Origin of the sequence: Pelodictyon luteolum, from assembly GCF_001622165.1 — a bacterium.
GTDB classification, from domain to species: Bacteria; Bacteroidota; Chlorobiia; order Chlorobiales; family Chlorobiaceae; genus Chlorobium; species Chlorobium luteolum_B.
The window spans coordinates 233,335-255,552 of sequence record NZ_LVWG01000032.1 but is presented as its reverse complement, the minus strand read 5'-3'; the positions used below and the strand labels follow the sequence as shown (position 1 = coordinate 255,552).

23 protein-coding genes are annotated in these 22,218 nt (G+C 57.5%); 11 read left to right on the top strand and 12 right to left on the bottom strand.

Annotated elements, in window-relative coordinates:
- Positions 1 to 592 (top strand): ABC transporter permease (locus tag A3K90_RS07455; RefSeq protein ID WP_303681966.1); only part of this gene is annotated, 592 nt, incomplete at its 5' end.
- Here A3K90_RS07455 and elbB read toward each other — a convergent pair.
- Positions 584 to 1,243: an isoprenoid biosynthesis glyoxalase ElbB gene (elbB, locus tag A3K90_RS07450; protein ID WP_303681965.1), complete on the bottom strand. Its 660-nt coding sequence runs from the start codon at positions 1,241 to 1,243 to the stop codon at positions 584 to 586. The genes A3K90_RS07455 and elbB overlap by 9 nt on opposite strands.
- 134 nt (positions 1,244 to 1,377) lie before the next feature.
- On the opposite strand from elbB, the gene A3K90_RS07445 reads away from it, so the two are divergent.
- Positions 1,378 to 1,953 carry a fibrobacter succinogenes major paralogous domain-containing protein gene (locus A3K90_RS07445; protein WP_303681964.1) on the top strand — a complete coding sequence of 192 codons (576 nt, stop codon included), beginning with the start codon at positions 1,378 to 1,380 and terminating at the stop codon, positions 1,951 to 1,953.
- Here the strand turns inward: A3K90_RS07445 and A3K90_RS07440 are convergent.
- Positions 1,947 to 2,321 carry an isoprenylcysteine carboxylmethyltransferase family protein gene (locus tag A3K90_RS07440; RefSeq protein ID WP_303681962.1) on the bottom strand — a complete coding sequence of 125 codons (375 nt, stop codon included), beginning with the start codon at positions 2,319 to 2,321 and terminating at the stop codon, positions 1,947 to 1,949. The genes A3K90_RS07445 and A3K90_RS07440 overlap by 7 nt on opposite strands.
- A gap of 181 nt (positions 2,322 to 2,502) precedes the next feature.
- On the opposite strand from A3K90_RS07440, the gene A3K90_RS07435 reads away from it, so the two are divergent.
- On the top strand, positions 2,503 to 3,048 hold the full coding sequence (locus A3K90_RS07435; RefSeq protein WP_303681961.1) for a hydrolase: 546 nt from the start codon (positions 2,503 to 2,505) through the stop codon (positions 3,046 to 3,048).
- A gap of 23 nt (positions 3,049 to 3,071) precedes the next feature.
- Here A3K90_RS07435 and lpxK read toward each other — a convergent pair whose 3' ends face one another.
- A complete protein-coding gene (gene lpxK / locus A3K90_RS07430) occupies positions 3,072 to 4,139 on the bottom strand; it encodes a tetraacyldisaccharide 4'-kinase (protein WP_303681960.1) in 1,068 nt (355 codons plus the stop codon).
- Positions 4,132 to 4,749: a lysophospholipid acyltransferase family protein gene (locus A3K90_RS07425; protein WP_303681959.1), complete on the bottom strand. Its 618-nt coding sequence runs from the start codon at positions 4,747 to 4,749 to the stop codon at positions 4,132 to 4,134. The genes lpxK and A3K90_RS07425 overlap by 8 nt, the downstream gene beginning before the upstream one ends.
- Before the next feature lie 162 nt (positions 4,750 to 4,911).
- Here A3K90_RS07425 and purD point away from each other — a divergent pair, with 162 nt between their 5' ends.
- The 4 genes from purD to trpC all read left to right on the top strand — a co-directional run bounded on the left by purD (position 4,912) and on the right by trpC (position 9,215).
- Positions 4,912 to 6,195 (top strand): phosphoribosylamine--glycine ligase, encoded by a 1,284-nt coding sequence (purD, locus tag A3K90_RS07420; RefSeq protein ID WP_303681958.1) that lies wholly within the window; start codon positions 4,912 to 4,914, stop codon positions 6,193 to 6,195.
- Between the two features lie 52 nt (positions 6,196 to 6,247).
- Positions 6,248 to 6,679 carry a M67 family metallopeptidase gene (locus A3K90_RS07415; RefSeq protein ID WP_303681957.1) on the top strand — a complete coding sequence of 144 codons (432 nt, stop codon included), beginning with the start codon at positions 6,248 to 6,250 and terminating at the stop codon, positions 6,677 to 6,679.
- A 254-nt stretch (positions 6,680 to 6,933) separates the two neighbouring features.
- Positions 6,934 to 8,412 carry a carbamoyl-phosphate synthase large subunit gene (gene carB / locus A3K90_RS07410; RefSeq protein WP_303681955.1) on the top strand — a complete coding sequence of 493 codons (1,479 nt, stop codon included), beginning with the start codon at positions 6,934 to 6,936 and terminating at the stop codon, positions 8,410 to 8,412.
- A 14-nt stretch (positions 8,413 to 8,426) separates the two neighbouring features.
- Positions 8,427 to 9,215, top strand: coding sequence for an indole-3-glycerol phosphate synthase TrpC (gene trpC / locus A3K90_RS07405; RefSeq protein ID WP_303681953.1), 789 nt, complete (start codon positions 8,427 to 8,429; stop codon positions 9,213 to 9,215).
- Here the strand turns inward: trpC and rpe are convergent.
- The 6 genes from rpe to pheA form a co-directional block, all read right to left on the bottom strand.
- Positions 9,207 to 9,872, bottom strand: coding sequence for a ribulose-phosphate 3-epimerase (rpe, locus tag A3K90_RS07400; RefSeq protein ID WP_303681952.1), 666 nt, complete (start codon positions 9,870 to 9,872; stop codon positions 9,207 to 9,209). The genes trpC and rpe overlap by 9 nt on opposite strands.
- Before the next feature lie 41 nt (positions 9,873 to 9,913).
- Positions 9,914 to 12,091, bottom strand: coding sequence for a sorting and assembly machinery component 50 (locus A3K90_RS07395; RefSeq protein WP_303681950.1), 2,178 nt, complete (start codon positions 12,089 to 12,091; stop codon positions 9,914 to 9,916).
- 65 nt (positions 12,092 to 12,156) lie between these two features.
- The gene (locus A3K90_RS07390) at positions 12,157 to 12,384 is read right to left on the bottom strand and encodes a DUF2795 domain-containing protein (RefSeq protein WP_303681949.1); all 228 of its coding nucleotides are present in this window, start codon (positions 12,382 to 12,384) and stop codon (positions 12,157 to 12,159) included.
- A 24-nt stretch (positions 12,385 to 12,408) separates the two neighbouring features.
- A complete protein-coding gene (locus A3K90_RS07385; RefSeq protein WP_303681948.1) occupies positions 12,409 to 13,116 on the bottom strand; it encodes a M23 family metallopeptidase in 708 nt (235 codons plus the stop codon).
- 149 nt (positions 13,117 to 13,265) lie between these two features.
- Positions 13,266 to 16,103, bottom strand: coding sequence for a DNA polymerase I (polA, locus tag A3K90_RS07380; RefSeq protein WP_303681947.1), 2,838 nt, complete (start codon positions 16,101 to 16,103; stop codon positions 13,266 to 13,268).
- Entirely contained in the window at positions 16,100 to 16,942 is an 843-nt protein-coding gene (gene pheA, locus A3K90_RS07375) for a prephenate dehydratase (protein WP_303681945.1), read from the bottom strand. Before pheA ends, polA begins: the two co-directional genes overlap by 4 nt.
- Before the next feature lie 179 nt (positions 16,943 to 17,121).
- On the opposite strand from pheA, the gene A3K90_RS07370 reads away from it, so the two are divergent.
- The 3 genes from A3K90_RS07370 to A3K90_RS07360 are packed head-to-tail and all read left to right on the top strand — an operon-like array spanning position 17,122 to position 19,010.
- Positions 17,122 to 17,874, top strand: a complete 753-nt coding sequence (locus A3K90_RS07370) for a YebC/PmpR family DNA-binding transcriptional regulator (RefSeq protein ID WP_303681944.1) — start codon at positions 17,122 to 17,124, stop codon at positions 17,872 to 17,874.
- Between the two features lie 3 nt (positions 17,875 to 17,877).
- Complete coding sequence (gene ruvC / locus A3K90_RS07365) at positions 17,878 to 18,453, top strand: crossover junction endodeoxyribonuclease RuvC (protein WP_303681943.1); 576 nt, start codon at positions 17,878 to 17,880, stop codon at positions 18,451 to 18,453.
- A gap of 2 nt (positions 18,454 to 18,455) precedes the next feature.
- The gene (locus tag A3K90_RS07360) at positions 18,456 to 19,010 is read left to right on the top strand and encodes a CDP-alcohol phosphatidyltransferase family protein (RefSeq protein WP_303681942.1); all 555 of its coding nucleotides are present in this window, start codon (positions 18,456 to 18,458) and stop codon (positions 19,008 to 19,010) included.
- Between the two features lie 90 nt (positions 19,011 to 19,100).
- On the opposite strand, the gene A3K90_RS07355 is transcribed toward A3K90_RS07360, so the two are convergent.
- Both A3K90_RS07355 and A3K90_RS07350 read right to left on the bottom strand, forming a co-directional pair.
- Complete coding sequence (locus A3K90_RS07355) at positions 19,101 to 20,513, bottom strand: bifunctional UDP-3-O-[3-hydroxymyristoyl] N-acetylglucosamine deacetylase/3-hydroxyacyl-ACP dehydratase (protein ID WP_303681941.1); 1,413 nt, start codon at positions 20,511 to 20,513, stop codon at positions 19,101 to 19,103.
- 124 nt (positions 20,514 to 20,637) lie between these two features.
- Positions 20,638 to 21,444: an inositol monophosphatase family protein gene (locus tag A3K90_RS07350; RefSeq protein ID WP_303681939.1), complete on the bottom strand. Its 807-nt coding sequence runs from the start codon at positions 21,442 to 21,444 to the stop codon at positions 20,638 to 20,640.
- Between the two features lie 276 nt (positions 21,445 to 21,720).
- Between A3K90_RS07350 and A3K90_RS07345 the strand changes: the two genes are divergently transcribed.
- A complete protein-coding gene (locus A3K90_RS07345) occupies positions 21,721 to 22,203 on the top strand; it encodes a TspO/MBR family protein (protein ID WP_303681938.1) in 483 nt (160 codons plus the stop codon).
- The last annotated feature ends 15 nt before the right edge of the window (positions 22,204 to 22,218 follow it).

Sequence of the window (22,218 nt, the reverse complement as noted above, 5' to 3'; positions counted from 1 at the left end):
TATACTCATGATGGGCGGGACCCGCTTCGGACTCGTGCTGCTGTATGGCAGCGCCATGAACTCCGAACGCATCGCAGGGTTTGGTGCTGCTTCAGTTCTTCTTGACCCTCTTTTCCTTACGGCAGTTGCCATCGTGCCCGCAGCTCAGTATCTACTGTTCCATACCCCCTACGGCCTTCGGCTGCGCGCAGCAGGGGAGGACGCCGCTGCAACGGACAGCGCGGGGATAAGCGTATCGGTTATGCGGTATTCAGGGGTCCTGATATCGGGTGTGCTTGCGGCTCTCGGTGGAGCGTTTCTTGTCTTTCAGCAGCATACCTTCACCGATTCCATGTCGGCTGGCCGCGGGTACATGGCGCTTGCCGCCATGATCATCGGGCGGTGGAACCCTCTCGGAGCAGCCTTTGCAAGTCTCTTTTTTGCTTCGGCTGAGTCACTCGAAATCTGGACCCAGGGCGGCTGGCTTCCCTCACAGGTGGTCCAGTCCATGCCCTATGTTGTTACCCTGCTGGTGCTTGCCGGATTCGGAAAACGTTCCCGCCCTCCGCGTGAAGTGGGCGTGCCGTTCAGGAAAGGCGGGGTTTCAAGCTAGCTCGAGCACTGCCTGAACCAGCCGGTCAATCCCCTTTGATACTTCCGAGATCGAGGGCCCGAGCATGTAGGCGGGGGTGCTCACGACCTTTCCCTTTTGCCAGATATGGGCGTTATTGACCGCGCATTCGACGTGCCGGGCCCCCATCGTTTCAAGGTCGGTCGCGGTCGCCGGATCGTTGCCTATGGTGAGTTCCGGTTTCCGGCTGCCGAGCACGCATGCGGCTATGGCCGGAGCTATGCAGATGAAGCCGAGGGGTTTAAGGGCATCGTGGAAGCTTCGGATGGCTTGCTCGACACCGGAATCGACGGTGCACTCCGCGCCCTTGAAGGCGTAGGTCGAGAGGTTTTTTGCGGCACCGTACCCTCCGGGGATCACGAGGGCGTCAAGATGGAGGGTGTCGAGCAGCTTGATGTCAGTGATCTCTCCACGGGAGATGCGGGCGGATTCGTCGAGTACATTGCGCGCTGCTCCTGCTTCTTCCTTGCCGGTCCGGTGGTTGACGACATGGTGCTGGGCAATATCGGGGGCAAGACAGACCGCTTCGGCTCCGGCCCGGTCGATTGCCAGAAGAGTGAGGACGGCTTCCTGGATTTCCGATCCATCGAGGTATCCGCATCCTGAAAGGATGACGCCGATTCGTTTTTTCATGGCGGCAGCGTTGTATTGTTTGCCCTGAAGGGCGGAAAAAGAGATGTTAGAGAAAAGGTACGGGTTTCATCATTAAGTTGCATCGTTTCAAGGCGCAGTCTATGCGGACAGCACGGCAAAGCAGGCGGAGGTGGATGAGGGCTGTCCTCTTGGCTCTCTTCTTCATCACTGGTTGCGCGGAAAAGAATGAAGCCCAGTTTCAGGTTGTGCGGGTTGGCGGCATGGAGTGGAGTGCTTCCAATCTGGACGTAGCCAGTTATCGGAACGGGGACCCGGTCCGGGAAGCCCGTACGGAAGAGGAGTGGCACGAGGCTGCCGGAAAGGGCGAGGGTGCATGGTGCCGCTATGAGGGGGCCGCAGGGCCGTCTGGCGGGTGCGGGAGGCTCTACAGCTGGCATGCGGTACATGACCCCCGCGGGCTTGCGCCGAAGGGGTGGCATGTCGCGATGGAGGATGAGTGGGAACGGCTCTCCCTGGTACCGGGAGGCCTTCGCTCGATCGGCGTTCTTCCCTGCGGAACAAGAAACTGCCTGAGCTCGTTCTACGGGTACGGGGTATCAGCCTGTTTCTGGACTGCGGACTCTTCAGGTGCGTTCGAGGCCTGGGACATGGAGATTGCCTCGCGGGAGCCGGAGCGGCTTGTCAGGGTCAGCGTCGCCCGGGGCCTCGGTTTGTCGGTACGCTGCGTTCGGGACCGCTCGACTCAGTAGATGAAGGGGATGAATTTCTTGACCCGTTTGGCATAGGCTGTGTAGTCCGGGTGCCGCTCCGTCAGCCAACACTCTTCACGTGAGGCCTTGTAGCTGAAAAAGAGGAATCCGAGGCCGGTGAAGAGGAGGTGCGACACGCTCATGATGAAGATGGTCCAGCCTGCAGCGAGAAATAGCTGGCTCGAGTATAGCGGGTGGCGCACGAGGCCATAGATGCCGGTGGTGATCAGCCGGCTGTGCTCAACAGGATAGGGGAGCGGGGTGAGGACCTCCTTCAGGTGGCTGGAGCCGAGCCCTCCGAATATGGCTGCAGTGCTCCATAATACGATGAGGGCCGCCCATCTGATAATCGGTGAGGTCCCTTCCATGGCCTCCAGCGGCCAATCGGGAAGGATGATGAACGTGAAAATCAGGATGAACTGGATGGCAACGAGATGCTCTCCGCGTTTCCCTGTCGGTGGTGTTTTTTTGTTCCGATTTCGTGCGACATTAACTGTATCTTAAAAGTTACGAAAAGGTATTTTTCCCAGTTTCAATGTCTCATCAGTCATGATTACTCCTGAAGAAACTCTTCTGCTTGTCATTGATGTGCAGGGTCGCCTTGCCCAGAGCGTATACGCTTCTGATTCTGTTATCGGCGCCCTCGGGCGCATGATTCGGGCATCCCAGATTCTTGAAGTGCCCGTACTTGTCACGGAGCAGTACCCCAAGGGTCTGGGCCGAACGGTGGACGCTCTTATGGAACTGCTTCCCGGAGCCCAACCGGTGGAAAAACTCTCGTTCAGCTGCTGCGGTGATGAAGGCTTCATGCATCGTCTCAGGGCGTTAGGTCGAAACGATATCCTGCTTGCCGGCATGGAGACTCATGTGTGCGTCTATCAGACCGCAGTGGAACTGCTGGACTTCGGTTACAACGTCCATCTTCTTACCGATGCGGTCTCTTCGCGGACTGAAGAGAACCGGATGCTCGGCATCCGCTGCATCGAAAAAGCCGGGGGTGCGCTCTCGAGCACTGAAATGGCCATGTTCGAGCTGCTTCGCCAAGCAGGTACCGATCGGTTCAAGGCGGTGTCGGCCATCCTGAAAGAGGCGTAGGCAGCCTCTTTCAGGGAAATCGCTCAATCCCGGACTACGGCCTTGAGCATTTCCTGCAGTTTATCCTCTCCTCTGGTGAAGCCGGTCGCAATGTTCAGGCAGCAGCAGGGGACCCCTTTCGTTTTTTCGAGCAGTCCGGGTTCCCCCTCCAGGCGGTAGCGGTCTTTTTCCGTCGTGACGAGCGTGAGCCCCTTCCGGCGGGCCTCCTCTATAAGAGGCAGGAAGTTATTTTCCGTATAGGGCTCATGATCCCGGAAAAAGCGTCGTTCCACAACGTGTACCCCCTTTTTCATCAGGCTTTCGACGAACGATGCGGGCGAGGCGATGCCGGCAAAGGCCAGCGCCTTGAGCTCTGTGGGCTCGGGGGGGGGCTCCGTCGCCATGCCTTCAGGGCCGAATGCCGTGAGCCCTCCGATGATCACTCGGGTTCTTGCAACAAGGGCGACCGTTCCTTTCAGCTCTGCTTCGATGGCATCCGCCTTTGATACATCGGTGATTTTTGAGAGCACTGCGACGTCGGCTCTCCCGATGCCTTTTTTAGGTTCGCGCAACCGTCCTTCGGGGAGCATTTTTGCCCCGGCGAACGGTTCCCGGGCGTTGATGACGACGATATCGAGGTCCCGCGCCAGCTGCCGGTGCTGGAATGCGTCGTCGAGGATGATGACGTCGGGCCGTTCGCCCCGGAACTGCTCCATGATGAACTGCACGCCTTCGCTTCGCTGTTCTGCTACTACGACTATGACTTCAGGGTTATTGGCGGCGAGCATGGCGGTTTCATCTCCCGACTGGGCGCTCCCGAGGAGAATATTCCGTCCATCGGAAACGAGCTGAACCCCTTTCGACATTCGCCCGTAGCCCCGGGATACGACGGCTGGCCGGCAGCCGATGGAGAGGTAGTATTTCAGGACCCAGTCCACGAGCGGCGTTTTGCCCGTACCGCCGGCAGTCAGGTTGCCGATGGAGACCACGGGAATGGGTGATTTCCACACCTTCAGTATCTTCCTGTCGAAGAGGGCGTTGCGCACCCTCGCCACCAGTCCGTAGAGGAGTGCGGCTGGCCGGAGGATGATGTTCAGTCGGCGCTCATGCATGGCCAAGGCGGTCGGAAAGCAGTTCGGAGTAAGTTTTGAGCTCTTCTTCGGAGTTGAATTGCGGCACGTCCAGGCGGTGCAGTTCAAGTGTGACTTTTGAGAACGGGTGTGGAATGATGAACCGGTCCCAGCTCCTCAGCTGCCATCCTCCCGTAAAGCTGATGCGTGCGAAAATGATGGGCACGCCCGACTCTGAAGCAATGCGCACGGTCCCGTATTTGAACCGGTGCAAGGGGCCCCTCGGGCCGTCGGGCGTGAGGGCGACGAGGCCCCCGCTTTGCAATGCGTCTTGCATGGCGGCGCGGACTTCGCCTCCTCCTTTCGAGCTTGATCCGCGGATGAGCCGGAACCCGAATCGCTTGAGGGCGAGGGAGAGTATGCTTCCGTCTTCCGACAGGCTCACAACTGCCGATGCATCTCTGTCAGGCAATAGTCTTCGCACGAACAGCCACCCCACGGCCATATCCCCATGCCAGAATGCGAAAATGCAGGATTGACCCGGTGCAGGCAGGTTGAAGCTACGCGGCTGGACCGACAGCCGGAGGCTACGGTAAAGGACGCGGAGAGCGGCGGGCAGGACGCGGCTGGAAATAATCGATGGGAGGGCCATGTGGGTCGGCCGGGCCATCCCCTGAAGTCCGGGGTGCGCCCTCTTGAAATTTTTTAATTGTTTTTTTTACCCGCTCTGCTTTATATACAAGCTATCCGCTTTGCGGCTGGAAGTAATGTAACACTCGCCGGCCGATAAACCGCCCTCTTAGACACGAACAGCATGAAGGTACTCATCATTGGAAGCGGCGCGCGCGAGCATGCGATGGCATGGGCGGCGTCACGGAACCCCGGGGTGGAGACGGTGTATGCCGCTCCCGGCAACGGCGGGACCGCCATGATGCAGGGCAAGGTGCATAATGTTGCCCTGAAGGCGACCGACCTTGAGGGGCTGCTCCGTTTCGCCCTTGAAAACTCCGTCGATCTGACAGTCGTCGGTCCCGAGCAGCCGCTCGAAGCCGGAGTCGTGGATCTTTTCCGGGACGCGGGTCTGAGGGTGGTTGGCCCGACCCGCGATGCTGCACGTCTTGAAAGCAGCAAGGTATTTGCAAAAGATTTCATGCGCCGCCACAGCATCCCAACCGCAGGCTACCATGTGTTCCGCCTGAAGGACGAGGCGCTCTCCTATCTTGATCGGCTCTCTCTTGAGGCATGGCCTCAGGTACTCAAGGCCAGTGGCCTTTGCGGCGGCAAAGGGGTGATCATAGCTCCCGATCTATTGAGTGCGCGGCGTGCCGTTCAGGAGATGTTCGACGACCGCGTGTTCGGCAATGCTGCCGATGAGGTTGTCATAGAAGATTTTCTCAAAGGAGAGGAAGCGAGCGTGTTCGCCCTGACGGACGGCACATCCTACCGCCTGTTCCTTCCAGCCCAGGACCATAAACGGATCGGAGAGGGTGATACCGGAAAGAATACCGGAGGCATGGGCGCATATGCGCCGGCCCCGCTGGTCACACCTGCCGTGATGCAGAAAGTCGAGGAACGGGTCATCCGTCCAACGCTCGAGGGTATGAGGGCTGAGGGTTGCCCGTTCACGGGGTTCCTCTATGTCGGCCTGATGATCGATGGCGGCGAGCCCTCGGTTGTTGAATACAATGCCAGGCTTGGAGACCCGGAGACCCAGGTGGTGCTTCCGCTGCTAAAAAGCGATTTCATCGATGCCCTCATGGCCAGCGTTTCGGGAGGGCTGGAAGATATTCCGTTCGAGATGCACCCCGGGTCTGCATCCACCGTCGTCATGGCTTCCGGGGGCTACCCAGACAGCTATCCAACAGGGATTGATGTACAGATCGACAGCGCCATTTACGGGATGGAGAAGTGTATGCTGTTCCACGCCGGTACGGCATATATCGACAGTCGTCTTACCACGGCCGGCGGCAGGGTCTTTTCCGTTACCGCGCTCGGACCCACGCTCCGCGAAAGCCTGAACTCTGCTTACCGGGCTCTTGGCACAATCAGTTTCGAGGGCGCCTGTTTTCGCAGGGACATCGGAGCCCGGGCCCTTTAACTTCCGAATATCGTTACCCGATCCATTCAACCGCTGCTGCTTCTGTCGCCGTATGAAAATACCCCGTCGAGCTTTTGAAATCATTCAGGAACAGGCATTCCGTGAACTTCCCCAGGAGTGTTGCGGGCTGTTTGCCGGCATAAAAAACGTTGACCATCGGGGCAATGTCGAGAACATCATCCATGAGGTGGCTCCCTGCCGTAACTGCCTCTATCACGGTCGTGAGAACGGTTTCGAGATATCCCATCAGGAATATTCCGACGTGGAGCGGGAGGCCAAGGGTCTCGGCTTTGCCATCGTCGGCTCCTATCACTCGCACATCAACTCTCCGGCAGTACCTTCACTGCACGATGTCGATTTTGCTAAGCCTGGCCATACCATGCTCATTATTTCCTTCTCGGACGGTCGCCCGAAAGAGGTCACCGCATGGCTCCGTCGCGAGTCCGGCGGCTTCCATCAGGAGCAGATCCGTGTTGTGGAGTGATTGATTGGTAACGCAGCCGAAGTCCGGAGGGATGTATTGAACAGCCGGAGTCCGATGGAATGGACGAACAGCCGAAGTCCGATGGAATGGACGAACAGCCGAAGTCCGATGAAATGGACGAACAGCCGAAGTCCGATGAATAGTTGGGGTTGATTGGAGGCGGCGCGGAAGTGCGTTGTCTTCGTGGATGAGTGGGGGAAATTTAGTACATTACCGACCATTGAAGCTTTCGAAGATCCTAACCTCTGATACCAGTGCCAAAGCGGGAAGACATCAAGTCCATTTTAGTGATCGGAGCCGGTCCGATCGTCATCGGTCAGGCCTGTGAGTTTGATTATTCGGGCACACAGGCATGCCGTGCCCTGAAGGAGGATGGCTACAGGGTCATTCTGGTCAACAGCAACCCTGCGACCATCATGACCGATATCGAGCTGGCCGACGCCACCTATATCGAGCCGATTACCCCGGAATATGTGCAGAAAATCATCGAGAAGGAGAAGCCCGATGCGCTGCTTCCGACCATGGGTGGTCAGACGGCGCTCAATACGGCGGTGAGCCTTGCCGAGTCGGGAATCCTCGAACGCAACGGCGTCGAACTCATCGGTGCGAAGCTGCGGGCCATCCGCAAGGCGGAGAATCGCGAACTGTTCAGCGATGCGATGAAGAAGCTCGGTCTGGAAATGGCCAAGGGATTTTTCGTCCGGAATGAAAAAGAGGCCCGCGATGCCCTCGAGGAAATCGGCCTGCCGATCATCATCCGCCCTTCGTTTACGCTCGGCGGTACGGGAGGAGGGTTTGCCGAAACCAAGGCTGATTATTACGAGGCAGTGCGGCGCGGCCTTGCCGAAAGTCCGATCGGCGAAGTACTGGTGGAGGAGTGCCTGTTCGGCTGGAAGGAGTTCGAACTTGAGGTCATCCGCGACCTTGCCGACAACGTGATCATTGTCTGCAGCATCGAGAACGTGGATCCGATGGGCGTGCACACCGGTGACAGCATCACGGTGGCTCCCGCCCAGACCCTGACCGACAGGCAGTATCAGGAGCTTCGTGATGCTTCGGTTCGCATCATCCGCGAAATCGGCGTGGAAACCGGCGGCAGCAACATCCAGTTCGCTATCCATCCCCGTACCGGCCGTATCGTCGTCATTGAAATGAATCCCCGCGTATCGCGCAGCTCGGCCCTGGCCTCGAAGGCGACGGGATTCCCGATTGCCAAGGTTGCTGCCAAGCTGGCTGTCGGCTACACACTCGACGAGATCCTGAACGACATAACCAAGTCGACTCCTGCCAGCTTCGAGCCGGCCATCGACTACTGTGTTGTGAAGGTTCCTCGCTGGGATTTCGAGAAGTTCAAGAACGTGGACTCCCGCCTCGGCGTGCAGATGAAGTCGGTCGGTGAGGTGATGGCGTTCGGTCGCAATTTCCGTGAGGCACTCCAGAAGTCGCTGCGTGGGCTTGAGATCGGCCGTGCCGGGCTCGGTTCCGATGGCAAGGACCTGATGAACGTCATCGACATGACCCCGCAGCAGAAGATGTTTGCCAAGGACGATATTCTCGAGAAAATCAGGATTCCAAGAGCTGACAGGATGTTTTATCTGCGCTACGCCTTCCAGGCTGGTGCGACTGTCGATGAAATCTACCAGTCAACGGCCATAGACCCATGGTTCCTCGACAACATCCGCCAGATTGTTGAGTTTGAGGACGAACTGAGGGCACTGGCCTCAGCCGGCTGAGCGGGGAAAGAGGGATGACCTACCTTGCAAAGATCCTCGAAGAGAAGCTTCGGGAGGTTGAGGGGGTAAGGGCTATGCGTCCGCTTGCCCGTTACCTTGAGCTTCGCGACTCGCTTGCTCCGGCCAGAGGGTTTATGGCGGCGCTGCGGGCAGAGGACAGCAGGCTCCGGCTCATCGCTGAAGTCAAGAAAGCCTCCCCGTCAAGGGGCGTGATTGTCCATGATTTCGATCCGGTCCGGATCGCCCTCCGCTACGAGGCGATCGGCGCTTCAGCGCTTTCGGTTTTGACCGACCGGCAGTTCTTCCAGGGTTCTCCGGAGTATCTCCAGGCGGTTTCGGCTGCGGTTCAGCTTCCCGTGCTCCGCAAGGATTTCATCGTTGATGAATCACAGATTTTCGAGTCGCGTCTCATGGGTGCAGACGCAATTCTCCTGATTGTTGCGGCTCTCGATCCCCGCCAGCTTCGCGACTACCTCCAGACAGCTGGTGAAACGGGTCTCGATGTGCTCGTTGAGGTGCATGATCGAAGGGAACTCGACATGGCGACCGAAGCGGGAGCCACCCTGATTGGAGTCAACAACCGCAACCTGAAGGACTTCAGTGTCGACCCCGTCACTTCCTCTGCCCTTCGCCCCTTTTTTCCTCCTGATACTATCTCGGTGTCGGAGAGCGGTCTGAAAACGGCTTCCGACATCGCTCTGTTGCGCGATGCCGGTTTCCATGCCGTGCTCATTGGAGAAGGTCTCCAGACAAGCAAAGAGCTGACGGGCCTGACGTGGCCCGTTACCCCCTCCTTATCGTGATGCACTCTTGATTTTCAGGGCTGCGGCCGCAGGGTCAGCCGCCCTGAAAAACGCCGTTCCTGCAATGAGCGCATCGGCTCCTGCATGAACCACTGCTTCGGCATTCTCTTCGGTGATTCCCCCGTCAACGGCAATGACCAGCCGAGGGTTGAGCTCACGGCGCATTGCGTCGAGCTTCTTTATTTTCTCGATGGATGCGGGGATGAACTTCTGTCCGCCGAAGCCGGGGTTGACCGACATGATGAGGACGAGGTCGAGATCCCCGAGAATCTCTTCAAGTGTCGAGACCGGGGTGGCGGGATTGAGGGAAACGCCGGCTTTTGCCCCGAGGCTTTTGATGAACTGAACGGTGCGGTGCAGGTGCGGGCAGGTTTCCTGATGAACGGTTACCTGATTCGATCCGGCTTTGACGAACTCTTCGATGTAGCGGTCTGGGTCGGCAATCATCAGGTGGGTATCGACGACCATTGCTGTATTGCTGGCTATGGCCTGAACGACAATCGGTCCAAACGTGATGTTTGGGACGAAGTTCCCGTCCATGATGTCGCAGTGGATCCAGTCTGCACCGGCCGCTTCTGCAGTCTTGAGGGCCTCACCGAGGTGCATGAGGTCGGCCGAAAGGATGGATGGAGCAATGAGGGTGGATTGTGAGGGCATGTCTCTGCTGTTTAGGGTAACGGAAAAGAGTTGTCAACTGTTTAAAACGCTTCGCCAATTCCAAAGTTGAAGGTCAGGCCTCCGTCGCCAAAGACCCAGGGATCGGCTAATGAGGGGTCGTGCAGCCTCCATGCGAAGTCGAATCGGAAGGGGCCGATCGGTGAGCCGACCCTGAGGCCTAGGCCCCAGTCCCATGCGAAGTCGCGGGTCAGCGAGTTGAGGCTGAATGCGTAGGGTCCGGTGCGGTTCCATATGTTGCCGAGATCGCTGAAAGCGGTGATGCCGGATTCCTGGCCGAAGAGCCGGAAGAATTTAATCCGGTATTCCAGAGCGAGCTCCACCTTGACATCCGCACCGAAATTGGCCACTGCTTCGCTCGAGCTGCTGCCTGGACCAAGGGTGTTGAAGAGCCATCCCCGCATGCTGTTTGATCCGCCCGCGTAGAACCTCCGCTCTTCCGGCGTGTCTTCTGCCTTGCCGTATGGTGCCATCCATCCTACGTCGACCTTTCCTGCCAACCTGCTTTTGTCGGTGAGCCGTTTATCGAACGTGACCCGGGTGTCGGCCTTGACGTACTGAGAATAGGTGGTGCCGAAGATCTGCGGATCACTGTCGGTAAAGCCGGTGTGGGGACTGGTATCGATATATTCGTCTATCAGCCAGGGAATGGCACCGGCATGCTCGAGGAGTACATTGGTTTTCCAGATTGTTTTCTCCGGCCGGAGGGGGTCGCGGTTTGAATGGCTGTAGCGGAGGCGGAACGTCTGGTTGACATGGGCGTCGAGCAGGCTGTCCAGTCCTGCGCTTACATCGTCAGGATTGCTGGTGTCAATGCCGATGTTGTTGGCCAAATCTGTCCGGAAGAGCTTGCTGAACCCTCTGAGGGAATCTTTCTGTACCCACTCGATATCGAAGAAGTCGAAATCCATGCGTCCCTTTTCGCCGCTTGCGGCGCTGTAGCTGCCCCTTACGAGGGCATTGGTATTGGTGAGCAGGACCGGCAGCCGGCTTTGGGAATATTCTGCCGAAGCACTGTAGAAGTTGCCGGGCTTTTTAAGGACCGGCAGAAGCAGGGTGTTTTTCATGCGCAGCTCATAGGGGACCACAGGATCGTAATCGCCGGCATCAAGGTTGCTGAGAAGCGTGCTGCTCGAGCCGATCTGCGTACCGTATTCAGTAGTGGTTCGGAGCTGCTCGGCACCGCCGAAGAGGTTTTTGTTCTCATAGGCCAGAGCCCCGCCGAGAAAAAGCGATCCGTAGCGGTTGTCGGCAAGAATTTTCGGTTCCAGCTGGTGCTTGGGGGCCGGTTCAAGATGGATAGTGTTGTATAACTTCCTGTTCTTCACGGAGTCCTGCTGGATATATATCGATGAAAAGATGTTGGTTGCACCAAAGTTCTGCAGGGTTTTCTGTTCCCGGCTCTGGCGTGTGAGCAGGCCGGGGCGGAAGTCGATGGCTGAGGTGATGAGGATCGGCGATATGCTCTGCCCCCCGGCGATCCTGATCTTGAGAGAGTCCCTTTCAATGAGTCTGGCCTCTTTTGAGGATTTTCGCGAGAGGGGGTTGTGGACGACAGCCGTCACTCCGCCGTAGTGGAGGCGTATCGGCAGGCGGAGCTGCATCAGAACCCCTGCACGGGTTCCGACGGTGTCGATGCGGATTCTGAGGCTGTCCTCATTGAAGAACGCATAGCCGTGCTCGCGGAAGAAAGAAATGCTTCGGTCCCGTTCGTCAATGAGGCGCTCGACGGAAAAAATGTCTCCCGTGTGGAGGACTTTCCGCTGCAGGAACTCCTTCCGGAGCGAATCGGGGGCAGTACTGATTCCTTGATAGGCGAGGGAGTCGATCCTCGTTGGTTCGTTTTCTTTGACATGAATGTCGATGTCGACTTTCCTTCCGCTGCTTTTGTAGTTGAAACGCGGATCAAGCTCTGCAAAGAAATAACCTTTGTAGGTGTAGAGTTTTCTGAGGAGGATCAGATCCTTTTCAAAATCCTCCATGTTGAAGGGTTGGCGTCTCCGGGCGAAAATGCCGATGCCGAATAGCGATTTTTCCGGAGTGGTCATGATGACCTGCTGCAGTTCCTGATCGCTTACAGCGCGGTTGCCGGTGAAGTGGACTTCTCCTACACAGGGCGCTTTTTCGGCCGGGGCTGGTGGCGGGCTGGATGTTTCAGCGTGAATCGGACTCCCGGCCGATGCCAGCATGATGAGCATCATGAGGCATACGGCCGCCGTCAGAACTTGGGGGCGGGCTAAAAAAAAATAATTGCCGGTGTTTCATTCTATGTGAGGAGTTCTTCATCTCCGTAGCAGAAGTCTTCATCGGTCGGGTAGTCGGGCCAGATTTCATCGATGCTTTCGTACATTTCGTCACTTTCGGGCAGGTCATGCAGGTTGTCTATGACCTGCTGCGGGGCGCCAGTCCTGTTGGCATAATTGATCAGTTCGTCTTTTGTCACCGGCCATGGGGCGTCAGCGATGTAACGGGCAAGATCCAGATTCCAGTACATACTCAGTCTGTTGTGTTGTTCATGTTAGGAGTTTGAGTCGGGGCCGTCCTCCGAAGGCTGCTGTATGGTGATGAACCTGTCAGGGTTCGATGCATCGAAGAAGTATGCCGCAGGGTCGACTCTGACCCGGTCTTTATAGACCTCATAGTGGAGATGCGGACCAGTGGAGATGCCGGTGTTTCCCGAAAGGGCGATGACTTCGCCGCGGCGGATCTTCTGGCCCTGGCGCACCAGAGACTTTGACAGGTGCGCATAGGCGGTCATGAAACCGAACCCGTGGTTGATGACCACTTTCTGGCCGTACCCTTTCTCGTATCCGGAAAATATGACGGTGCCATTGCCGGTTGCCTCGACACGGGAGCCTTCTGATGCTGCGAAATCAACCCCGGTGTGGAACATCCTTGATTTGTAGATCGGGTGTTTCCGGTACCCGAACTCGCTGGTCACCGACCCGTTGACGGGACGGATGTTCGGGATGCATGCGAGGAAAGGCGATCCCTCGCCTTCCAGTTCGGTTGATGCCGATGACGATGCCAGCGGTTCAGTGCCGTCCATCTGACGGATCATCTGTTCGATCATCAGCTCAGTTCCCGTCAGGAGTCCACCGGGAGCAGGGGTTTCAGCGTGAAGCAGGGAGGCGGGGGGGAAGAGAACAGAGCATGTGATGAAGAGTGCCAGGGCGGCATGGGTGAACGACGGGACCTGCGGCAACAATGCCTGCAGGGTTCTCATATGTCCTCGGAGGACATTAGGCCGTTTGTTCACGAACATGCGGTGTCTTGATACAGTGTTTCAAGCGGGAGGTTCAGCACTATTTCTGGAATATAAAAAATTATTTCTGTATAACAGAGCCCCCTCTTCAGGTAATTGAGCCTCTCTATTCAGTGCGCTTCGAGCCAGTTCTTCCCTGTTCCGATGTCGACAACGACGGGGACGTTTTTCAGGCCACAGAGTGCAGCAGCCTCGATCATGGCTCCCTCGACCAGCGCCCTGAGTTCGTTTTGTTCCGTCCCGGTGGTTTCAAAAACCAGTTCGTCATGTACCTGCAGGAGCATGACGGACTGCATGGATGCCGCCTTGATCCGCCTGCTGCAGAGGTTCATGGCGCATTTGATGATGTCGGCCGCGGTACCCTGGATCGGGGTGTTCATCGCTGCGCGTTCGGCGGCTTTCTGCACGTTCGTGTTCCGGCTCGTGAGGTCTCTGAGGTAGCGCCGGCGACCGAGCAGGGTGGTGACGAATCCGTTTTTCCTTCCCTCTACGATGATTTCCTCAAGCGCAGTGAAGAGCCCGGGGTACTTTTCGCGGTAGGTGTCGATGATTTCCCTGGCCTCGTTTCTCGGAATGTTGAGGCGCCTTGAGAGCCCGAACGCCTGAATGCCATAGAGGACGCCGAAGTTGACCTCCTTGGCTTTGCGGCGCATGTCAGGGGTGATTTCTTCGGTGTTGAAAATGACCCTTGCCGTTGCGGCGTGGATGTCCTCGCTGTTACGGAATGCCTCAATGAGCTTGGGGTCCCCGGAGATCTCCGCGGCGATGCGGAGTTCGATCTGCGAGTAGTCGGCCGAGAGGAGCAGGTTCGAGGGATCTGTGGGGATGAACGCCTTGCGGATCTCCCGTCCGAGCGGAGTGCGGATGGGGATGTTCTGCAGGTTCGGGTTGGATGAGGAGAGCCGTCCGGTGGCCGTGACGTGCTGGTTGAAGGATGTGTGCACCCTGCCGGTGCGGGGGTTCACCATCCTCGGGAGTGCATCGATGTAGGTCGTCTTGAGCTTCTGCAGGCTACGGTACTGAAGCAGGTCGCTGACCACGGGGTGAAGGGGCGCGAGTTCCTCGAGTACCTCCACATTGGTCGAGAACCCCGTTTTGGTCGTTTTTTTGGTCGGAAGGCCAAGCACGTTGAAGAGGATGTGGGAGAGCTGCTTCGGGGAGTCGATGTTGAAGTCGGTGCCTGCAGTGGTGTGTATGGTTTCCCTCAGCGCTTCAAGCTGGTGGCCGACCGCAATGGAGGTTTCCTGAAGGTGTCTGCTGTCGATGCTTATGCCCTGATGCTCCATGCTTGCGAGCACACTGACAAGAGGGAATTCGATATCCCGGCAGAGCTCCATGAGACGGGGTTCCGTTTCGAGACTTCTGGCGAACGCTCCTTCAAGCTGCAGGGCGAGATCGGCATCCTGACAGGCATAGTCGGTCAGTTTTGCGGGTTCGACATCGTAAATGTGCAGCCTGTTCTTTCCTGTACCGGTAAGCTCGTCATATTTTGTGGTTTTGAGCCTGAGGTGCAGGGCGGCCATGTCGTCGAGGTTGTGTTTGCCGTCGGGGTCGAGCACGTAGCTGGCCAGCATCGTGTCAAAACCGACTGGACCAAGCTCCAGACCGTAGTTCTTGAGGACGAGGATGTCGTATTTGAGGTTCTGTCCGGTTTTGGTTATGGCCGGATTCTCGAGCAGTGGCCGTAGAATTTCGATAGAGCGCCCCCGGTCGAGCCCGGTGCCTGCAAACGAGATGAAGCGGGCTTTCGATGGCTCCGCCGAGATGGAAATGCCTGCAAGTTCGGCCTCGAAGGTGTCCAGAGAGGTGGTTTCTGTGTCAACGGCGATCTTCTCTGTCTGGAGCATCTCCCGTACGAATTCCTGAAGGTGGTCCTCTGTGGCAATCATCCCGTAGTCTGCTCCGTCGCGCGGGTCACCGAGCTCCTCCGTTTCAGCTGCATGCACTTCCGATGCTTCCTGTATGGCCGGATCTCCGGACGCTGCTGCACCGGTCAGACCGGGGAACGCTGCCGGGAGGCGTGATGCGATGGTCTTCAGCTCCAGTTTTCCGAGGAGTTCGAGCAGTTCCTGACGAAGAGGTGTGGTGCATCGAAGTTCCTCCAGGTTGACATGGAGCGTCAGGTCAGTGCGGATGGTGACAAGGTCGGTGATGAGCTGGAGGCGGGGCCGGAACGTTTCGAGGCTTTTCCTGACCTTCGGCGTGAGCTCTTCGATATGGAGGTAGACTTCCTCCAGAGATCCGAACCGTTTGAGCAGCGATGTTGCGGTTTTGGGGCCGATGCCCTCGGCTCCGGGTATGTTGTCGGAGGTGTCGCCGGTGAGGGTGAGGAAGGCGGTGAACTGTTCCGGCGGAACGCCGAACTGTTCCTCTACTTCATACCTCCCCATCAGCTGCAGCTCGTTCTGGTTCTTTGAAGGCCTGAGGAGCTTGACCCCGTCGTGGACCAGCTGGGCGAGATCCTTGTCCGGGGTGACGATGTATATGCTGCATGCATCTTCGAACTCTCTTGCTGCCGTGCCGATCAGATCGTCAGCCTCAAAGCCCGGCGTGCGGAGAATGGGGATGCCGAGCGCCCGGAGAAGTTCGAAGAGCGGTTCAATCTGGCCGGTCATTTCTTCGGGAGGTGCGGTCCGGTTGGCTTTATATTCGGGAAAGATGTCGTGGCGGAAGGTCTTTTCCCGGCTGTCGAACGCGGCGGCCAGATACCGCGGGTGGTACGTTTCGAAAATCCGGAGCAGGGTAGACATGAAGCCGAACAGTGCTCCGGTCGGTCTGCCGTCCCGGGTTTTCATGCCGGCACGTAGCAGTGCGAAGTAGGCCCGGTAGAGCAGGGCCATGCCGTCAATGAGGAAGAGGTCAGGTTTCGCTCCGGCAGCCGCCACGGGCGGGTCCGTCAGGTTCATTCCTGCCCCGTCGTCGAACATGCCCAGCTGGCGGTCGTTCATGGCGCCACCACCCCGTAGCTGCCGAACACCCTTACCATGGTGGCGAACTCCCGGAGGTGCGATAGGGCATGCTCTATGGCGGGGTCGTCGCGGTGTCCGATGACGTCAACATGGAAGAGGTACTCGAAGGCCTTCTGGCGGAATGGTCGGGACTCGATTTTCGTGAGGTCGATGTCGCGCAGCGCCATGGTGGCAAGCGCCTTGAAAAGCGAACCCTGCTCATTCGGCAGCGTGAAAGCGATGGATGTCTTGTACTGGCCTGTGCTGTAGCCTGTAAGGTGTTCGAGCGATTTGGGGTGCTCTGCATGGGTGATGCAGAAGAACCGGGTGATGTTCCATTCCTCATCGGCCAGATTTTCCTGCAGGATCTCCAGTCCGTAGAGCTCACCCGCCCGTTTCGAGGCGATGGCCAGTTTCGAGGGGTCTTGTTGTCCGGCAATAAACTGGGCGCTGCCGGCGGTATCGTATGCGACCTCTTCCTGGATGTTCGGGTGTGTCTTGAAGAAGTTTCTGCACTGCGCCAACGCCTGCGGATGGGAGAGGACCCGGCGGGCTGTGTCGGTTGACGAGCCCGGAAGGCCGAGCAGGCAGTGCTCCACCTTTACGAAGGTTTCGGCGGTAATCACGACCGGATGTTCGAGCAGGAGGTCGTAATTGCGATGGATGCTTCCCCCGAGCGAGTTTTCCATAGGAATGACTGCGAAATCCGCACGGCGGTCCTCGACGGCAGAGAATACCTCCTCAAAGGAGCAGCAGGGATAGGGTCGGCCGAGGCGGAGAGCGGCGATTTCACTGTAGGCCCCGGGCTCTCCCTGATAGGCAATTATCAGGTTTGTCATTGATTTTTCTTGTGATTAACTTGCACGTAAGCCGGCAGATTTGGTTTTATTTAAAGAAAATAAATCTATTATCATAGGAAGGGCGCCAGAAGCTGACCCGGTTGCCCATCCGAGAGGATGGTTCATGCTCTCCTTCGGCGCACCCGTCTTCAGGAACAACCACTACAGCAGTTTGCATTATGTCAGGACACAGTAAATGGGCTACCATCAAGAGAAAAAAGGCGGCCACCGACCAGAAGCGGGGCAGCCTGTTCACCAAGCTGGTCAAGGAAATCACCATAGCGGCCAAGATGGGCGGAGGGGATCCTTCGGGTAACCCCCGGCTACGCCTTGCCATTGATACGGCACGCTCGAACTCGATGCCGATGGACAACATCCAGCGGGCCGTCAAGAAGGGAACAGGAGAGCTTGAGGGTGTGACCTATGACGAAATCACCTATGAGGGCTACGGTCCTGCGGGTATCGCCCTCATCATAGAGACCGCAACGGACAACCGTAACAGGACGGTGGCCGACCTACGCCACATCATGAGTCGTAACAACGGTTCTCTCGGCGAAAGCGGAAGCGTGAGCTGGATGTTTCAGCGCAAGGGCAGCCTTGAGGTCCCCGTGTCGGCGGCCAGCGAAGAGGCTCTGATGGAGGCGCTGCTTGAGGCTGGTCTTGAGGATCTCAGTAATGACGGCGGAGATACCTATACGGTCATTACCGATGTGCGTGATCTGGAGGCTGCTAAAAAGGCGCTCGAGGATCAGGGTATACCTTTCGAAAACGCGAAAATGGATCTTATCCCGGAGAACTATATAGAACTCGAGGCGGAAGACGCCCGAAAGGTCATCAAGCTGATCGACGCCTTGGAGGAGAACGATGACGTTCAGTCCGTCTACAGCAATATGGAGATCAGCGAGAGTGCAATGAACAGTCTGGAAGACTGAGGGATGATCGTGCTGGGGATTGATCCGGGGAGCCTCTGCACTGGCTATGGGGTGGTGTCCGGAGAGAACGGCCAATACCGCCTTCTTGAATGCGGCGTTCTGCGCTTCAGTTCCCGTCAGAGTCTTCCGGAACGGATCGGAGGAATTTGCGATGCGCTTGACGGCCTCATAGGCCGGGCTCAGCCTCTGCGGCTGTCCATTGAGACGGCGTTCATCGGAAGGAACGTGCAGTCGGCCCTCAAGCTCGGTCTGGTCAGGGGAGCGGTAATCGCCCTCGGAGTGAGCCGCGGGCTCATGCTCCAGGAGTATTCGCCCCGTGAGGTGAAGCTGGCCGTCACCGGCCGGGGTGGAGCCTCGAAGGAACAGGTCGCAGGCATGGTCACCGCCCTGCTCGGGCTTGGAACCGCGCCGAAGCCGCTTGATGTGACCGATGCCATCGCTGTCGCGCTCTGCGAACTGCAGCGTCAGGAGGGAAGCGTCCAGAAGGCGCAGGCAAAAGGATCATCCCGAAGGGGGAACGGATGGGCGGAATTCGTGAGAGCCAGTCCCGATCTGGTTGTTGAACCATTAAAGCGATAGCCGTGCAGGGGCACATCTTCAACTTACCCAACGCTCTGAGCTTCCTGAGGATCCTCCTGATCCCCTGGTTCCTCTGGTTCTTTCATACCGGAAAGACGGACATCGCCATTGTCATCATGATCGTCGCCGTGCTGTCCGACTGGTTCGACGGTCAGGCTGCCCGTTGGACGAATGAGGTGTCGGAGATGGGAAAGATCCTTGACCCTCTGGCCGACAAGCTCTGTCTGGCTAGCGTGGCGCTCTATTTCCTCTGGATCGGTGCACTGCCCCTCTGGTTTGTTCTTTTTGCCGTGCTCCGCGATCTCTTTATCTTCGCTGGTGCTGCCTGGGTACGCCATCACCATCAGGTAGTGACGACATCGCTCTGGCCGGGGAAGTGGGCCGTGGGATTTGTTTCGATGCTTTTCATTTCAATGGTGTGGCCGCATCCGCTCTTTACCGCATGGCCCGTCAAGGAGTTCTTCCTGTACCTCTCGACCATCATGCTTCTCTACTCTTTCATCCTCTACTGCATTCGCTTTTACCGTATCCACCACGGTCTCGACTATAAGGCCTGAGAAGGCGCCTGAGGCGGAGTTTTTCTGTATGCAACAAAAAAGGCCCCCGTGAACGGAGGCCTCTTTTCATTTCGCCAGGGGTTGCAGCCCCTATTTCTTTTCTTCGGGCTTGTCCATCACGGTGGCCATCAGCGAGGCTTCGCAGACGAGTTCGCCGCGGACGAACGCCTTGGCATCGAACTGGCAGACGCTTCTGCGCATGTTGGTCATAACTGCTTCAATGACAAGTGTATCGCCGGGCAGCACCGGTTTGCGGAACCGGGCCTTGTCGATCGCCATGAAGTAGACCACGCTCTCCTTGGTGTTGTTTTTGCCGTTGAGCATCATGATGCCGCCGGTCTGGGCCATCGCTTCGATGATGAGTACGCCCGGCATGACCGGATTGCCGGGGAAGTGGCCCTGGAAGAAAGGCTCGTTCATCGTGACGTTCTTGATTGAGACGATCTTTTCATCGAGCTTGAACTCGACGATCTTGTCGATGAGCAGGAACGGGTAGCGGTGTGGCAGGATGTTCTGGATCGCATTGATGTCGAAGATGACTCCGGCTTTCTTTTCGTGCTGGTACTGGCGGGCAAGTTTGTTGCGGTCAGCGTATTTCTTCAGCTGCCGGACGAACTCCACGTTCGATGCGTGCCCGGGCCGTGCAGCCAGGACCTGTGCCTTCACCGGCATGCCGAGGAGGGCGATGTCGCCGAGGAGGTCGAGGAGTTTGTGACGCGCAGGCTCGTTCTGGAAGCGCAGATCACGGTTGTTGAGGATGCCGTTTTTGCCGAGAATGAGGTGGTCGCTTGCAAGTCCGAGTTTCTCTCCGAGCGTCAGCAGTTCCTCCTTCTCCATCTGCTTGTCGATAATGACGACGGCGTTGTCAACGTCTCCTCCCTTGATGATTCCCTGATTGGCCAGCGTTTCGACCTCGCTGAGGAAGCAGAAAGTGCGGGCGGAGGAGAATTCCGGCATAAACTCCTTTTCAAGGTTGAAGAGTCCGGAGTGCTGAGAACCGAGCGCAGGGTTCTTGTAGTCGACCATGACGGTGGCGCGGAAGTCGTCGAGCGGGAGGGCGACGATGTCGACGCTGTTCAGGGTATCGTGGTATTCGATGGTTTCGTCGATGACGAGGTAGTTCTTCGGCTCATCCTGTTCCTGGAAGCCGGCTCCCTGCAGCGCTTCGCCAAAGGGCTGTGAGCTGCCGTCCATGACGGGGGGCTCGGGGCCGCTCATCTCGATTCGGCAGTTGTCGATCTGGAGGCCGTAAAGGGCGGCCAGCACGTGTTCTGTTGTGTGGACCTTCACATCACCGACGGCAATGGTCGTACCTCGAAGGACGTCCACCACGTTGTCGATCAGCGCCGGGATCTCGGGGCTTTCGGCAATGTCTGTCCGGATGAACCGGTAGCCGTAGTTCACCGGGGCGGGCTTGAAGGTAATCATGCATTCCTTGCCGGTGTGGAGGCCTGTGCCCCAGAGTGAAACCTCTTTCTGCAGTGTGCGCTGATGAATGAGCATAGTGTGGGTGTTGCTCCCGCCCCCTGAGGGTGTGGGAAATGATTCCCCCGACATCGGGGGAAGAGAATTTTAAGACCCTCAAGATAATAAAGTAGCCGGTCCTCTTCAAATCATCGCCCGGGCATTATTCGGGTTTGGGGAAATGCTTATGCGCCATGGAGAGCAGGAGCGGGTGGGTTTCGGGGTTGCCTGCGATGATGCTTCTGCGGCGGAAGACGTCATCATCTCCCGTGAAGTCGGTGACGGTGCCGCCTGCTTCCCGCACGAGGAGAACGCCTGCAGAGAAGTCCCATGGAAAGAGGACATATTCCCAGAATGCGTCGAACCGACCGCATGCCGTGTAGGCAAGATCGATAGCGGCAGACCCTGCACGCCGGATGCCTGCCGACACCTTGACGACATCCTTCAGCATGGCCATGTAGGCATCCATGTAATGGTACTCTTTGAAGGGGAGTCCCGTGGCGATGAGCCACCCGTCATCTTCACGCCGGTCGGCCACACTGATCCTCTGGCCGTTGAGATATGCACCCTTGCCTTTTTCGGCGGTGAAGAGCTCGTCCAGCACCGGCTGGTACACAACGCCGTGGGTGAGTCCCTCTGCTTCATCTTTCAGGGCGATGCTGATGGAGAAGACAGGGAAGGAGTGGATAAAGTTGAGGGTGCCGTCGAGCGGGTCGACGATCCATGTCCGTCCTGACAGGGGCGGAGCGGTGGTGCCCTCTTCGCAGAGCATGCCGTCACGGGGGAATGCCGCCGTTATTATCCTGCCGATTTCGGCTTCGCACGCCTTGTCTGTTTCGGTGACGAAGTCCCTGAACTCTTTCGGGTGGATCTCTCTGTGGGAAAGTTCTCCGAATTTTCTGAGTGTGATGGCTCCTGCGGCTCGGGCGGCCTCTTCGGCAACCTGCAGCACTGTCGAGGTTTTTTCCATGTGTGTAGGGGGGAAGTTGCGGGTTACGGGTGAGTCCAATATAGCATTTCAAGGCCGACTTCGTTCCATTTGTGCGTCAACCTCTTTTTGAGGAAGGAATTATGAGTATCGTTACGAGTAGCGTTACGGGCAGAATTATAAATGGAAATACGGATGGAATTACTGATCTAATTACGGATCTAATTACGGATGGAATTATGGGTGGTGTGTGTATGTTACAGTTGTCGTTAAGATTTCCTGAATGCCCAGTTACCCGTAACAAGAAATCCCTTTCCAATGAAGCAGCTCAATGCATTGAAGACGGCGTTCTCACTCGCCCTCTGTTTTCTGTTTGCCTACGCCGGCAGTCTTTTTACGCCTGTTCCGGGTTCGGAGTGGTACTACCAGACCCTTCAGCGTCCGACATGGAACCCGCCCGACTGGCTTTTCCCTCCGGTATGGAGCCTGCTGTTCCTCATGATGGCCGTCGCCTTTGCGCTGGTGCTCAGTGCCCGAAACTCCAGCGGCAGGCTCCCGTGGAGCGCAATCTCTGTTTTTGTGGCCCAGCTTATCCTGAACCTCGCCTGGTCTGCATCCTTCTTCGGCCTGCACTCGCCCCAGCTTGCTCTTGGTGTCATCACGCTGCTCTGGCTGATGATTGTTGCGACGATGGTACAGTTCCGGAAGATTGTTCCGCTGGCGTCCTGGCTGCTCGTGCCTTACCTCCTCTGGGTGAGCTTTGCCGCCTACCTGAACTTCATCATCTGGCAGCTGAACTGAGCGCGCTACGCCTTG

Bases quoted from the DNA above. Each gene is read 5' to 3' on its own strand.
- A3K90_RS07350 (WP_303681939.1), bottom strand. From the start codon at position 21,444: ATGGAAAAAACCTCGACAGTGCTGCAGGTTGCCGAAGAGGCCGCCCGA.
- A3K90_RS07345 (WP_303681938.1), top strand. From the start codon at position 21,721: ATGAAGCAGCTCAATGCATTGAAGACGGCGTTCTCACTCGCCCTCTGT.
- A3K90_RS07435 (WP_303681961.1), top strand. From the start codon at position 2,503: ATGATTACTCCTGAAGAAACTCTTCTGCTTGTCATTGATGTGCAGGGT.
- ruvC (WP_303681943.1), top strand. From the start codon at position 17,878: ATGATCGTGCTGGGGATTGATCCGGGGAGCCTCTGCACTGGCTATGGG.
- A3K90_RS07390 (WP_303681949.1), bottom strand. From the start codon at position 12,384: ATGTACTGGAATCTGGATCTTGCCCGTTACATCGCTGACGCCCCATGG.
- A3K90_RS07445 (WP_303681964.1), top strand. From the start codon at position 1,378: ATGAGGGCTGTCCTCTTGGCTCTCTTCTTCATCACTGGTTGCGCGGAA.
- A3K90_RS07355 (WP_303681941.1), bottom strand. From the start codon at position 20,513: ATGCTCATTCATCAGCGCACACTGCAGAAAGAGGTTTCACTCTGGGGC.
- pheA (WP_303681945.1), bottom strand. From the start codon at position 16,942: ATGACAAACCTGATAATTGCCTATCAGGGAGAGCCCGGGGCCTACAGT.
- A3K90_RS07370 (WP_303681944.1), top strand. From the start codon at position 17,122: ATGTCAGGACACAGTAAATGGGCTACCATCAAGAGAAAAAAGGCGGCC.
- lpxK (WP_303681960.1), bottom strand. From the start codon at position 4,139: ATGCATGAGCGCCGACTGAACATCATCCTCCGGCCAGCCGCACTCCTC.
- trpC (WP_303681953.1), top strand. From the start codon at position 8,427: ATGACCTACCTTGCAAAGATCCTCGAAGAGAAGCTTCGGGAGGTTGAG.
- A3K90_RS07395 (WP_303681950.1), bottom strand. From the start codon at position 12,091: ATGATGCTCATCATGCTGGCATCGGCCGGGAGTCCGATTCACGCTGAA.
- polA (WP_303681947.1), bottom strand. From the start codon at position 16,103: ATGAACGACCGCCAGCTGGGCATGTTCGACGACGGGGCAGGAATGAAC.
- A3K90_RS07440 (WP_303681962.1), bottom strand. From the start codon at position 2,321: ATGGAAGGGACCTCACCGATTATCAGATGGGCGGCCCTCATCGTATTA.
- A3K90_RS07415 (WP_303681957.1), top strand. From the start codon at position 6,248: ATGAAAATACCCCGTCGAGCTTTTGAAATCATTCAGGAACAGGCATTC.
- A3K90_RS07385 (WP_303681948.1), bottom strand. From the start codon at position 13,116: ATGAGAACCCTGCAGGCATTGTTGCCGCAGGTCCCGTCGTTCACCCAT.
- A3K90_RS07425 (WP_303681959.1), bottom strand. From the start codon at position 4,749: ATGGCCCTCCCATCGATTATTTCCAGCCGCGTCCTGCCCGCCGCTCTC.
- purD (WP_303681958.1), top strand. From the start codon at position 4,912: ATGAAGGTACTCATCATTGGAAGCGGCGCGCGCGAGCATGCGATGGCA.
- elbB (WP_303681965.1), bottom strand. From the start codon at position 1,243: ATGAAAAAACGAATCGGCGTCATCCTTTCAGGATGCGGATACCTCGAT.
- rpe (WP_303681952.1), bottom strand. From the start codon at position 9,872: ATGCCCTCACAATCCACCCTCATTGCTCCATCCATCCTTTCGGCCGAC.